General features: G+C 47.4%; 11 protein-coding genes, 1 tRNA gene and 1 riboswitch. Of the genes, 2 read left to right on the forward strand and 10 right to left on the reverse strand.

Annotated elements, in window-relative coordinates; genetic code table 11:
• Positions 1 to 57: 57 nt before the first annotated feature.
• The 7 genes from AC6R0S_RS08155 to AC6R0S_RS08185 all read right to left on the reverse strand — a co-directional run bounded on the left by AC6R0S_RS08155 (position 58) and on the right by AC6R0S_RS08185 (position 5,537).
• Entirely contained in the window at positions 58 to 696 is a 639-nt protein-coding gene (locus AC6R0S_RS08155; protein WP_500634063.1) for an urea amidolyase associated protein UAAP2, read from the reverse strand.
• A gap of 11 nt (positions 697 to 707) precedes the next feature.
• Positions 708 to 1,472: an urea amidolyase associated protein UAAP1 gene (locus AC6R0S_RS08160; RefSeq protein WP_500637661.1), complete on the reverse strand. Its 765-nt coding sequence runs from the start codon at positions 1,470 to 1,472 to the stop codon at positions 708 to 710.
• 10 nt (positions 1,473 to 1,482) lie between these two features.
• Positions 1,483 to 2,289, reverse strand: coding sequence for an ABC transporter ATP-binding protein (locus AC6R0S_RS08165; protein ID WP_500631977.1), 807 nt, complete (start codon positions 2,287 to 2,289; stop codon positions 1,483 to 1,485).
• On the reverse strand, positions 2,282 to 3,112 hold the full coding sequence (locus AC6R0S_RS08170; protein WP_500637662.1) for an ABC transporter permease: 831 nt from the start codon (positions 3,110 to 3,112) through the stop codon (positions 2,282 to 2,284). Before AC6R0S_RS08170 ends, AC6R0S_RS08165 begins: the two co-directional genes overlap by 8 nt.
• Positions 3,113 to 3,145: 33 nt before the next feature.
• Positions 3,146 to 4,219, reverse strand: a complete 1,074-nt coding sequence (locus tag AC6R0S_RS08175) for a putative urea ABC transporter substrate-binding protein (RefSeq protein ID WP_500637663.1) — start codon at positions 4,217 to 4,219, stop codon at positions 3,146 to 3,148.
• A 64-nt stretch (positions 4,220 to 4,283) separates the two neighbouring features.
• A riboswitch (guanidine-I (ykkC/yxkD leader) is annotated at positions 4,284 to 4,381 on the reverse strand.
• Positions 4,382 to 4,590: 209 nt separating this feature from the next.
• Positions 4,591 to 5,085, reverse strand: coding sequence for a P-loop nucleotide/nucleoside kinase family protein (locus AC6R0S_RS08180; RefSeq protein WP_500637664.1), 495 nt, complete (start codon positions 5,083 to 5,085; stop codon positions 4,591 to 4,593).
• A 377-nt stretch (positions 5,086 to 5,462) separates the two neighbouring features.
• Positions 5,463 to 5,537 (reverse strand) — tRNA-Gly (locus tag AC6R0S_RS08185).
• Between the two features lie 238 nt (positions 5,538 to 5,775).
• Here AC6R0S_RS08185 and AC6R0S_RS08190 point away from each other — a divergent pair.
• Positions 5,776 to 6,297, forward strand: coding sequence for a DUF2058 domain-containing protein (locus AC6R0S_RS08190; RefSeq protein WP_487903396.1), 522 nt, complete (start codon positions 5,776 to 5,778; stop codon positions 6,295 to 6,297).
• A 42-nt stretch (positions 6,298 to 6,339) separates the two neighbouring features.
• Here AC6R0S_RS08190 and AC6R0S_RS08195 read toward each other — a convergent pair whose 3' ends face one another.
• From AC6R0S_RS08195 to AC6R0S_RS08205, 3 genes are all read right to left on the reverse strand, one after another.
• Complete coding sequence (locus AC6R0S_RS08195) at positions 6,340 to 7,713, reverse strand: transporter substrate-binding domain-containing diguanylate cyclase (RefSeq protein WP_500637665.1); 1,374 nt, start codon at positions 7,711 to 7,713, stop codon at positions 6,340 to 6,342.
• 207 nt (positions 7,714 to 7,920) lie between these two features.
• The gene (locus AC6R0S_RS08200; protein ID WP_500637666.1) at positions 7,921 to 9,921 is read right to left on the reverse strand and encodes a methyl-accepting chemotaxis protein; all 2,001 of its coding nucleotides are present in this window, start codon (positions 9,919 to 9,921) and stop codon (positions 7,921 to 7,923) included.
• A 227-nt stretch (positions 9,922 to 10,148) separates the two neighbouring features.
• Positions 10,149 to 10,688: a DUF3332 domain-containing protein gene (locus AC6R0S_RS08205; protein ID WP_500633571.1), complete on the reverse strand. Its 540-nt coding sequence runs from the start codon at positions 10,686 to 10,688 to the stop codon at positions 10,149 to 10,151.
• Positions 10,689 to 11,118: 430 nt separating this feature from the next.
• On the opposite strand from AC6R0S_RS08205, the gene AC6R0S_RS08210 reads away from it, so the two are divergent.
• Positions 11,119 to 12,351 carry an L-lactate MFS transporter gene (locus tag AC6R0S_RS08210; protein ID WP_500631983.1) on the forward strand — a complete coding sequence of 411 codons (1,233 nt, stop codon included), beginning with the start codon at positions 11,119 to 11,121 and terminating at the stop codon, positions 12,349 to 12,351.
• Positions 12,352 to 12,376: the final 25 nt, after the last annotated feature.

The following is a 12,376-nucleotide window of genomic DNA, read 5'->3' on the forward strand; positions in this document are numbered from 1 at the left end:
AGGGTCGTCCCTTGCTCATGTTCGACAGCGTGCTTGCTGACGTTATTGCCAAAACCTTTATTCCCAGATAATGACCTCAACGGGGGTGGGATTGTAGGCATTACATGGATTGTTCAATTGTGGGCAGTTTGACATCAACACAATGACGTTCATGTGAGCTTTAAGCTCCACGTATTTACCTGCACCACTGATACCGTCGGCAAAAGTCAGACCGCCTTCGGCTGTAACGGGGACATTCATAAAAAAGTTAATATTATGGGTGATGTCGCGCTTCGACATACCAAACTGCTCATTTTCAGCCACCGCCAGTAACCAGCTATCACGACAAGCATGCATACACTTTTTGTCTATCGAGTAGCGTACAGTGTTGCTCTCAGTCGCACATGCGCCGCCCAAGGTATCGTGTCGACCACAGGTATCCGCCACTATCTCAAGCATTACGTTGCCTTGATCAGATAAAATCTTCGTGCCTGCGGTTAGATAAACATTTCCCTGCTCTCGAATCGTATCCATCGCGCTGTAACGCTCTGAAGGATCATTGGCGTTGTAAAACAGTGTATCTGCGGCTTGGTTACCTTCAATATCAAGAATGCGCACAGTCTGCCCTTTTTTGACGACTTTCATGTAGTAATCACCCGCTGACACGGTGTCACGATATAGGGCTTCATTAAGTGGTAATTGGCTCTCTACAATCATGTTTCGCTCCTTTAGCAACATTGGCGGGTGGCTGATGGTTCAAACGTTCGACTCGCCGTTGCTGCATAGCGGCGGTTATTTTCAAAGCCTCGCTCGTTCTCTTCCCGATGAGTGAGACAGCTATCGTCATCTCGCATTGGCTCAGATTCCCATACCGAAACCTCAACGGGCTGGTATGGGTAGGTTTTTGATGGATTAAGTGGATGTGGACAAGTGGTCATCACAACCAACGTATCCATTTCAAATCGCAGTTCAATGCTATCGCCCGCGTTGCTGTGTTGTGGGTCGTAGTTAAGATTACCCTCCTCATCGGTGGCGACTTTGCTAAATAGATTTAAGTTCGCAGCCAAATCACGCTTACCTAAACCGTATTTAGCCACCTCGACCAACAGCGCATCATAACCATTTTGCTTCCACTGATTGCGTTGGGCTTGGTAGTCCCGTTCACCCCATTTTTCTGCCACTTTTTGTTTGTTGCTGACCCCACACACCGTATCAATCCAGCCAGTATCATCGCGCACAATCGAGCAGAAGATGCGTCCCATATCAGAGTACAAGCAGTGGCCTTGGGTTAACTTAAACGTATGTTGGCACTTCAAGGTATCGGGCGCATTGTAGCGCTCAAGTAGATTAGCCGGGTTGTAGAACAGCACACTCAAATTCGCACCACCCTCGGTATCTATGAAGCGTACGGTTCGCCCTTTGGGTACCACCATTGACCAATGCGCGGCCCCTGGCAGAGTGTCTGAAAAAATCACATCCTGTTTTGCTAACATGTTTTATTCCTTATGCAATTTTGGAAAAAAGTTGGTCTGGCGGCGTGTTGTCCAACTGCTCAGTTGAGATATCAAATGTCACCTGAGCGCCAAAACGCTCCGGCGCTTGCTCATCATGACGAGTATGATCAAACACCCATAAACGGTTGCCCAGATGGAAGCCTTCACTCAGGTCGTGCGTGATCATGAACACCGTTAAATTTTGCTCTTTCCACAGCGACTTCACTAACACATGCATATCTTTTCGAATCCCCGGATCCAGCGCGCCAAACGGTTCATCCAACAACAAAATTCTTGGTCTTTTTATCAGCGCCTGAGCGATGGAGAGTCGCTGCCTCATACCACCCGATAGCTCATGCGGGTATTTATCTTGAGCCGCTACAAGGCCAACCTGCTCGAGCATCTTTAATGCCTGCTCTTTGGCCTGCTGCTTCTTCGAGCCAAACAGTCGTCCCAGCGTGCGGCTAGAAAGACTATTCGACTCAAACTCATAACCGAGCATGACATTCTCAAGTGCTGTTAAGTGTGGGAATACAGAGTACTTTTGAAAAACGATGCCTCGTTCGACTCCAGGTTCTTGAGTCAAAGGTTCGCCATCCAATAGTAATTGTCCTCTTGAGGGTGTTTCGGTACCGAGCAACATATTGAGGAATGTGGTTTTACCGCACCCAGAGGCGCCTACAATACTGACAAAATCCCCTTCATGAACGGTAAGGTTTAGACGCTCTAAAACAATGTTGTCGCCATACTCTTTCCAGACCTGTTTAACTTGAATGATCGGAGGGGTGTTTTCTTTGTTCGTAGTGGAGTTAACCATGGCTCTCTCCTTGTGACTGGTGATACCAAGGGCTGAGCTTTTTTGATGCTAGACGCAGCAACCAGTCCATGCTGTAAGCTAAGAGAGTAATCCACAACACATACGGCAGAATCACATCCATCGATAGATAACGGCGTACTAAGAAGATACGATAGCCCAAACCTTCGGTAGCGACTATCGCTTCTGCAGCAATCAGAAACAGCCATGCGCTACCCAAGGTTAGGCGAACCGCTTCAATCAGTTTGGGCATAATTTGCGGAAGGATCACTCGCACGATTATTTGCCAACTGTTCGCACCTAAAGTCTGAGCCTTTATGAGCTGTTCATCCGGCAAGCTTTGCACTCGAAGTTGAATATCCCTAATGATGATTGGACACACACCGATGACAATCAGCACGACCTTGGACAATTCACCCACTCCGAATGAAATGAACAAAATCGGTAAAATCGCCATAGGTGGTATCAGTGATACGGCCGTGATCACCGGTGATAGCGACGCGCGCATTAAAGGAACGTTCCCGGTCGCAATGCCCAATGACAGACCAATTAGAGCACTGAGACCAATCCCCCAGCCCAGCCGTGCTAGGCTTGCAAAGGTGTCCGTCCACATTAGGTATTCGCCCGTTCTTCGACTTGGGGTAAAGGCCATTCTATCAATGGCATCAGCAAAACTGCTGAAGGCTGGCAGCAATTTGTCTGCGGAGTTCGCCGCCAATCTCGCATCCGATGCCGTCACATAGACGGCAAGCAGGATAAGAAAAGGCATCACGCCGAGCAAAACCCGCCCAAGTTTAGACGGGTGACGGTTAATTACTTTGGTCATAATGACTCCAATTACAACGACCGAATGGTGAGGTTACAGCGTGTTGTCCGCTGCCATCTGCATGTATTCAGAAGTAAATCGGAGCTTGACGTTGCTAGGGTCACCGAACACACCCGTTGGTGTTTCTACACCAATGAAGCCCGCATCAGGTGCACCTTCGCCAAGTAATCCATGTTCAAACGAAAACTCACTGACTTTTTGCATCGTTTCTGCCAGTTTAGGGCTTTGCGTAAAGCTGACCGCCTCATCTGCTGAGTAGAACATGTTGGTCGCTTGGAGTTGAGACTTGTAGCCATCAAGATCTGTCCCTGACGCTTGCGCCATATATGATTTGGCTTCATCGCCCTGTTCAGGTGATTGCATGATTGACATGATCTCATACCATGCGCCCGTTAATGCTTTACCTAGTGCGGGGTTACTTTGTAGCGTCTCTGTATTGACGACGAGTAGATCAATGATTTCGCCAGGAATATCAGATGAGTCGAAAACAAAAGAGGTGTCTGGCTGAGAAGTAATTTCGCTAAGAAGGGGGTTCCAAGTCACAACCGATGTCACTTCACTTGTGCTAAACGCAGCAACAAGATCAGCGTCAGAGGTGTTCACCACTTTCACATCACGCTCACTCAAGCCGACACTTTCTAATGCACGGGCCATCAAGTAGTGAGACACACTCAACTCGACAAGATTGATCGATTTGCCTTTTAGGTCTTCAAGTTGCTTGTCCCCTTTAAGGACAATACCGTCATTCCCATTGGAAAAATCACCGACCACAAGAGCAGTAGAGTCCACACCACTTGCAGCGGGAATCGTTAATGCATCCATATTGGTCATCACAGTGGCATCGAACTGACCTGTCGTGAACTGGTTGATCGACTCTATATAGTCGTTCACCTGCACGACATCGATGTCAATGCCATATTTGTCTGCCCATTTGTCTATGATCCCAGCATGATCGGCATAATCCCAAGGCATCCAACCAACGTAGATGGACCAAGCCAGCGTAAATTTCTCTTTCTCTTGAGCGAGTGCTATAGGTGAAAAAGCGGATGCCAGTAGCGAAGTGCCGACAACCGATGCGAGTAGGCTTTTTTTGATGTGAGCTTTCATTTGAATCTCCTCCATGAGGTCACTGAATATCAACACAAGAGACGCAACCAATAAGTTTGGTTCAATCTCCCGGGCTTCTATCCCTCCGTGTGACCTCTTACGAGGTTGACAACTCTTGACCCAGACACTGTTTCAACAGCCGGAACCCTAGATGTCTATTTTCCAAATTGTATGTTAGCCAGACAACGTTACCCGCTAACTATGCGCTCTTGTGAACTTATATCGAGTATTACAAAACTCATGCCAACCATTAAGATATATAAAATCAACAACTTAAAATCGATTAACTTCACTCAACCTCTCTAAATGAGATCATGCTGGTGCATAAGCCCCACATTGGTGCATTGACAATCCGGTCACTCTTTAACGCCTTATTCCATGCATGATTGAGTATCCCGATAAACCCAAACAACATTTTCATCCGATAGTGGTATCTCAAACCAAGACCAGAACAACTCCAACATTTCAGGTGTCATTTCATACGACTTGGCATCCAAATTTGAATTGCGCAAAAGCGCCCTTTGCCGACATGTTTCAAAAGGTACGTCAAGGTAATGCACTTCACTCTCAACCCCCTTTTCTGATGCCCAGCGAATAAAAGCATCTCGGTCAAATTTGCGCCAGAAACCAAAATCGAAAATAACTGGTACACCGAGAGTAAAAAGCTGAAGAGCAGAATCTTTAAACAAGTCTTGAAGCGCAGCTAAACGACTGTCGAAGAGTTCACGCTCCATATGCTCACCATATAAAGGAATCATCCATTCATCTATGGAGAAACGAAAAGCCCCATACTTTTTTGCTAGTTCCTTGGAGTAAGTCGTTTTACCTGAGCCGATAAAACCGCATACGAAATAGATCTTGGTCATAATTTCTCTTTAGCTAATAATATCCAACAAAGGTGTGAGATGCGCTATCGCAACACTCTAGCCATACGTCCTTACCACTCCACTTGATCCAGTATGAATAGTAGCTTGCCGATGGCCAACATGTTTCTCGACGCTTTCAATTTACGCCGAGGGGATGATTTCTACCCTATCGATAAATTTAAGCAATGCTGGGCTGAAGAAAGTGAGGTTATAGTACCTTTAACGACACCTAAGACCTATTCGCAATAGGGGGGACACCAAATTAAGCCACCGACATAATAGGCAACGTCCCGATTTTGAATTTAAGACATGAAAAAACACGCTATAAAGCGCTTAATATTCAATAGGTTAGGATAAAAATATTGTTTGGGAATGATTGGAGCGTACTGCGGGAATCGAACCCGCATCATCAGCTTGGAAGGCTGAGGTAATAGCCATTATACGAAGTACGCATCTTCGGAAAGCGTGTTTACTATGCCATATCCGATGAAAAAGAAAAGCCTAATTTCCAGTTATTTAGCTCGTTCGGACGCTTTTTGTACGTAACGGGCAAACTTTCATCGACGCATCGTCTCTTTACCCTTTTTCTGGGCTGGGCGGCTCACCCAATTCGGTCGGTATCCTTTATTTGTCGTGTTTTGCTCGCTAGAATAAAGCCAATTTTAGATAGCTATCCGAGAACTGATTGCCATGGCAAAACTCACCCTTCAAGAGCAAATGCTCAAAGCTGGCTTAGTCAATGAGAAGAAACTCAAGAAAGCCAAGAAAGGCTCAAAAAAATCGCGTGTTCAAGCGCGTGAAGTGAAAGCCGCCGTCGAAGAGCAAAAAAAAGCGCAAGTTGAACGTGATAAAGCACTCAGCAAAGAACAAAACGAACAGCGCTTAAGCAAAGAGATTCGCGCCCAAGTGAAACAACTGATCCAGATGAACAAGCTAGACTTGGGCGATGGAGAGATCAAGTACAACTTTACCGATGGCACATTGGTCAAATCTCTCTATGTGACGGAACTGGTGCGAACCCAGCTTAGTAAAGGCATTCTTGCAATTGTACGCGAAGATGAGTCTTACGTTGTGATTCCAAGTAGCGTCGCGAATAAAATTGCTCAGCGTGATGAGAGTGTCATCGTCGATCAAAAAGAAGCGGATGAAGAGACCATCGCAGAGGACGACCCATATGCAGAATTTGTCGTCCCTGATGATTTAATGTGGTAATTAACGCCCACCTAAACAGCGAACTTGCCCATCGTGAGTTCGCTACTCTTGCTCAGTGGTCGACGCCTCTATCGTTCGACTGACGACACAGTCCTTACCCTTGGCTTTTGCCTCATACATTAAGTGGTCCGCATCGGATAACGTAATGCCCTTGTGGGTCTTCGGGTACATTGCGCAGCCCACGCTCACAGTCACGTGACGTGTGCCTTCGATACAGCAGTCAACAAGGCGGACATTGTCACAAATCTGATGGGCAATTAACCGAGCTGTATTCGACGTTTCACCAAACACCAACACAGCAAACTCTTCTCCGCCGATTCTGCCCAGCAAGCAATGTTTCGTGATTGCGTCCCGCGCTGCCCACGCCACATTTTGGATTACGCAGTCCCCTATTTGATGACCAAAGGTGTCGTTGACCTGTTTAAAGTCATCAATATCAAAAATGATGACCGCCAGTGGCCGGCCTCGACTGATGGCACGGTTGAACTCACGGATAAAATGACGGCGGTTGCTGACTCCAGTCAACTCATCTTGTTCACTCAACTTTTTCAACCGACGATTGGCTGCTTCCAGCTGCACCGTTTTCCGCTTCACCGTCACTTTAAGTAGCACAATGTAGCCAAGCGCCGTCAACGTACAGACAAAAACAATCAGCGGCACCAAATATTTAGGGTAGACGGTACTGACGTACATCCAGCGCTGTAATATTTGGTTTTTGTCGTCCTCACTAAAACGCTTGAGGTTGCTGATGATGGTGTTATAGAGGTCACGCTCCCCTTCCGCCACGGCAGGGCGTAAGTCGCCGGAATAAAGATGACGAACACCAATAAAGCGGTGAGGTTCATCGCTGCTATAGAGATAAAAATTCGCGACCTGAAGATCAGAAACAAAGGCGGAAATTTTTCCATTAAACGCGGCATCAATCATCAGTTGGTTGTTGGCAAAACTGACGACATCTAAGCCAGGGAATTCACGTCGGGTAAAAGACTCTTCGTAACCACCGGCAACAACACCCACGCGATAATTGTGGTCACCACGCATAAACTCATCAATGTCTTGAGTGATGAGCGATTGATGGACATAGAGCTGAGTATCGATCTTCATAATACTCGGGCCATACTCAAGATACTGCTCTCGACTTTCTGACCAGAGCAAACCGGCATGGATATCGGCGTCACCGCTTTTCATCGCATCCAAAGAGGCTTGCCAGTCCACGAGTAAAAATTCGACGTTGACCTTATTCAGCTCACCATATTTGCGCCAGTAATCAACCAAGATCCCATCCGGTTCCCCTTTCTGATTGAGAAAGGAAAAAGGCTTCCAGGCTTTGGAATTGGTCACGACTATCGTTTCCGCGTGGTCGGCATACACCGAGTTAGCCACCAACACCAGAAGCAGTACAAATAACTGACGCACATCATCCCCTAAACGAAAAAGCTCAAGCATGCATTGCTTGAGCTTCAATACTTCACTCAACGGTTAATGTATAGACGACGTCAGCACGCTTTTCCTGCGCCCATCGTGATTTACCCACAAACTTAGTGCAACAATACACATAATTGAGAATTGGATCTCACTAAACAGGTGGGGGCATTACCCCATCACGTTTGCGCTACGCGTCTATTACTCAGTTTTAAAACGCTGCATCTCGCCATTAAGATCAGAAATGCCTTGCTTGACGGTATCCGTGACCTGTGAGGACGACACAGAAATCGTCGCCACGTCTTCTGCGGATGCGATCACCTGCGCCATGATCGACTGTATCTCTTGCGTTGCTGAAGATTGTCTTTGCGCGGCATCCAACAAGGCATTCATTTGTTGGCTCACCTGTTCGATTTGGTCGGTAGTCTGGCTCAGCGTCCCATAGGCTTGTTGGGTTTGCGCTGCGCCTTGCTGCGCTAGATGGCGGCTTTGCTCTATCTCACTGACCACTTGAGAGGTCGACGTCTGAATCGCATTGACGATAGCGTTGATTTCAGAAGTCGATTCCGTGGTACGTGAGGCAAGCAAACGCACCTCATCAGCCACCACAGCAAAACCGCGCCCGTACTCACCGGCTCGCGCCGCTTCTATCGCAGCATTCAACGCCAGTAGATTGGTTTGTTCCGCAAGTCCTTCAATCACCTCTGTTACGCGGCCAATCGCCTCACTCTCTTTACTCAACTCAGCAACTCGCTGATTGGCCGCTTCAATACGACTGTGCAGCTCATCGACTGTGGTGCGATTGTGTTCGAGTGCCTCACCACCGAGTCGAATCTGCTGGCGTGATTGCGCCAAACTCTCAGCCGATTGCTGCACTTGAACTGAAGTGGTTTGGGCACTTTCACTGACATCGGCAAGTTGATTGCCAACATCGCTCATTTTCTCTTTTTGTAGCGCCACTTGAGACGCGGTCTTTTGGTTGGCTTTGAGTAGGTCATTCATACTGTCGTTGACCGACTGAGCCTTGCTCGATACACCATGAACAATCTCATTCAGCGCCGTGTTCATGGTATTGATTGACAGCATCAAGCTCGCGAGTTCATCGCTCCCTTCGATGCGCAATGGGGATTGAGAGACATCCCCTGAAGCAATGGCCTGCGCGCGCTTGGAAACAATTTTTAAACGGCGGCCGATGTTATTACCCATCGCTTGTGACAAGCTCACCGCCACAATCACCACAGCAATGATTGAACCAACCAAAACACTGATGACTGTCGTCACGGAGGTAAATATCCCCTCACCGCTTATGTCCGCTTTTTGCTGTTGTATCTCGATCAAGGCTTCAAGCTGACGGTCTAGATCATCCACCGCGGGAATCAGCTCGTTGGCCATCACTTGGTTTGCCTGATTCCAATCGGTGGAGAGTCGCAGTGCGACCACTTGATCCGCTAATGGATAGTATAGCTGCTGCATCTCTTTAAACAGCTCCCACAAACCTTGATCACTGCTCGACAGTAAGGTTAATTTAGATTCAATTTCATTGACTGGTTTGGCATGCAGGTCAAGCCACTCATGGTACTTGTCTAAGTGCTCTTGTTTGCCGTATTGGAGAAAATCTCGCATCGCCGACAGCGCATTTGCAAATGAGGTATAACTGTCTGCGTACAAGCGGAACAAGCGCTTGCGCTCTCCACCCTCTTTATTGCCCGCTTCATCGTTAATCAGGCCCTGCAACTGATCTAACGCCACTTCGGCAATCGGCGCCGCTTCATAGATAAACAATGAGTGAGCAGGTAAATTTTCGTCACTGTGACTGAGTTGGGCGATACGTGAAAACAGTGCGCTGGTATTCTGCCAAGCCGCATTGATCTGCTGGTATTGCGCCTCACTTACTAACGGCTCAAGTGTAGGCAAGGCGTTATTCAGGCCCTCCATCGCTTGCTGTAACTGCTGGAACTGTTGCTCTCCGACACGCTCGTCGCCGCCCAATAGCATATAGGCACGTAACGTGGATACGGTGGCTTGAAGTGATTGCTGAATGGAACGCGCAGCATCGACCGTCGGAAGATCGGTCGATAGCAGCGAATCGGTATGCTGCTCTACAGTGTTAACACTGCGAAAAATAAACAAAGCGGATACGATAAAAAGTACTGCAAGTGACACAAAACTAAGACGTAACTTCCCTGATATCGTGAGTTTCATCCTTAAACTCCTAAAGTTAGTTTCGCTGCAACTATATCCTGTTCAACCGGATTGTTAAACAATAGTGAACAAAAACTTACTACTTTCGTTTAGCTGGGATTAGTGATGCGCGATCGAAAAGGGCGTTAAATCTGAGGACCAGTGTGGCAGGCGTTGACTCGGATAATAGACTTATAGATGTGATAGAACCCAAAAATCGCCCCAGAAGGCTCCAGGGCGAGACTCGATTAGATGTGCGAGCTCACCACGTACTGTTCTAATTCTTGGTTTGATACAGTTGTGATCAACTCATCATTCAAGTAAAACGCTACACTCTCATCACCTTTGACGCCCGTAAGCGTTTTGCTTGTTCCATCTAGGTAAGCGATGTCCATTTGTACGGTATTGGCGTCAATGGATTGAATCGTTGTGTTTTCAATCTCGTTCGCACTGGAAAGCGGGACATCCGTTAGAGACTTGTCCAACTTATCGTTTACCTTGATGTAGTTGTCGGTTGGCGTATCCACTACCGCAGGAGACTTCCCAGTGATTGGGTTAGTGCCCGTCCAAAACTCCACCGCGTTGACGATAAACAGGTCAGCGACACTGGCAATACCGTAAACCGGTGACAGCAAAACAAACAAACCTTCACGGCCGTAGCGGTTATCTACCGCTTCTAGGTTGAATTTAGTGACAAGCCCAGTTGTCGCCATTTGTCCCATACAACCCGTCAGTGTGCTAACGCCTAACGCGGCAATCACCGCGACTTTTACTTTGCTTGATTTCATTATTGTCGTTCCATTGTTGATGATGGCGCGCATGCTAACGACAGAGTCATCGGTTTGAAAGAGATCGCCTCTATTTTTTACCGAATACTGACACGTTAAGTGTCTAATTACTCAGCACTTCTATCATTCCGACAAGATGATTCGTCCCTATCCTACATGCCAAACCAATAGCCCACTGACAACTTAGGTCATAAACCGCGCAAATTGCAACCAGAAAAGTCATCAATTGTTGCGCCATTTTTAACAACAAAACAAACGCTTAACATCTCAGTATTTATTTTCTATTTTGTCCCAAAAAGAGATTCCAATCACATATAGATTGGTTATAATTCGCGCCCGTTGCGTCTTATGTTGATAAACGCAAACAAAATTTGAGTATTCCGCCATTAACCCGCCTCTTCCCCCGAAGAGACTCACAGAGAAGAGAATAATGAGCAAGATTGATAAAGCATCACGCATCCTGCTAGCAGGTTTCTGTATCAACCTCTGCCTTGGCATCTTGTATGCTTGGAGCGTATTTAACAAGGCACTCGTCACAGAAGCAGGCTGGAGCGCCGCTGAAGCTTCTGCCCCTTATGCCACTGCAACCATCACTTTCTCTATCTGTCTTTTAGTTGCAGGCATTCTTCAAGATCGCATGGGTCCACGTCTGATCCTAATTCTAGGTACAGTTCTAACTGGTCTAGGTATGATTGCGTCTGGTTTTGCGACCACCCCGCTGATGCTTAACATCACCTTTGGTGTGATTACCGGTGCCGGTATCGGTTTTGGTTATGCATGTTTGTCTCCATCGGCGATGAAGTGGTTCCACTCTTCGAAGAAAGGTATGGTTAATGGTCTGATCGCGGCAGGCTTTGGCTTGGCAGCGATTTATCTTGCTCCTGTGACGTCTGCGCTGATTGACAGTATGGGCATTCAGACCAGCTTTATGGTGCTTGGTGCCGGTGTACTCGCGATTGCGGTTCCTCTTGCAGCCACCATCAACAACCCACCAGCAGGCTACACGCCAGCAGAACCAAAAGTAAAAGCGGGCGCGGCGCCAAAAGCAGTAAAAACTTCTGAGAACTTGTCTTGGAAAGCAATGCTGAAAACGCCTCAGTTCTACTCGCTTTGGGTTATGTACGCGTTTGCCGCATCTGTAGGTTTGATGATCATTGGTAACATCACCACCATCGCAAGTGTTCAAGCAAACCTGCCAAATGCGGTTTACCTAGCGTCTATCCTTGCGGTCTTTAACTCTGGCGGTCGTGTTGCTGCGGGTATCTTGGCTGACAAAATTGGTGGTGTGCGCACTCTGCTTCTCGCATTCGTGTTGCAAGGCATCAACATGGCTCTTTTCGCCACCTTCAAATCAGAGTTCACACTGATCATCGGTACGGCGATAGCAGCGGTGGGTTACGGTACACTGCTAGCGGTATTCCCAACCTTGACAGCGGAATTCTACGGCCTGAAAAATTACGGCACGAACTACGGCGTACTCTACACTGCATGGGGTATCGGCGGTGCAATTGGTGCGGCAGTCGTTGGTTTCTCGATGACGCACGGCGAAGCATACGGCCTTGCTTACACCATCTCAGCAGTCATGATGGGGGTTTGTATCGTGCTAGCGCTAGTGACCAAGCCGCTATCTGAAGCGAAAGTTGCTGAGTTGAAAAATGCCTAAACATTGATTTGTTTTGCAAAAGGCT

It is taken from the genome of Vibrio sp. R15-SG3-ISO1B (genome assembly GCF_059833835.1).

Coding starts and splice junctions, on each gene's coding strand:
- AC6R0S_RS08155 (WP_500634063.1), bottom strand. CDS start 696: ATGATTGTAGAGAGCCAATTACCACTTAATGAAGCCCTATATCGTGAC.
- AC6R0S_RS08160 (WP_500637661.1), bottom strand. CDS start 1,472: ATGTTAGCAAAACAGGATGTGATTTTTTCAGACACTCTGCCAGGGGCC.
- AC6R0S_RS08165 (WP_500631977.1), bottom strand. CDS start 2,289: ATGGTTAACTCCACTACGAACAAAGAAAACACCCCTCCGATCATTCAA.
- AC6R0S_RS08170 (WP_500637662.1), bottom strand. CDS start 3,112: ATGACCAAAGTAATTAACCGTCACCCGTCTAAACTTGGGCGGGTTTTG.
- AC6R0S_RS08175 (WP_500637663.1), bottom strand. CDS start 4,219: ATGAAAGCTCACATCAAAAAAAGCCTACTCGCATCGGTTGTCGGCACT.
- AC6R0S_RS08180 (WP_500637664.1), bottom strand. CDS start 5,085: ATGACCAAGATCTATTTCGTATGCGGTTTTATCGGCTCAGGTAAAACG.
- AC6R0S_RS08190 (WP_487903396.1), top strand. CDS start 5,776: ATGGCAAAACTCACCCTTCAAGAGCAAATGCTCAAAGCTGGCTTAGTC.
- AC6R0S_RS08200 (WP_500637666.1), bottom strand. CDS start 9,921: ATGAAACTCACGATATCAGGGAAGTTACGTCTTAGTTTTGTGTCACTT.
- AC6R0S_RS08205 (WP_500633571.1), bottom strand. CDS start 10,688: ATGAAATCAAGCAAAGTAAAAGTCGCGGTGATTGCCGCGTTAGGCGTT.
- AC6R0S_RS08210 (WP_500631983.1), top strand. CDS start 11,119: ATGAGCAAGATTGATAAAGCATCACGCATCCTGCTAGCAGGTTTCTGT.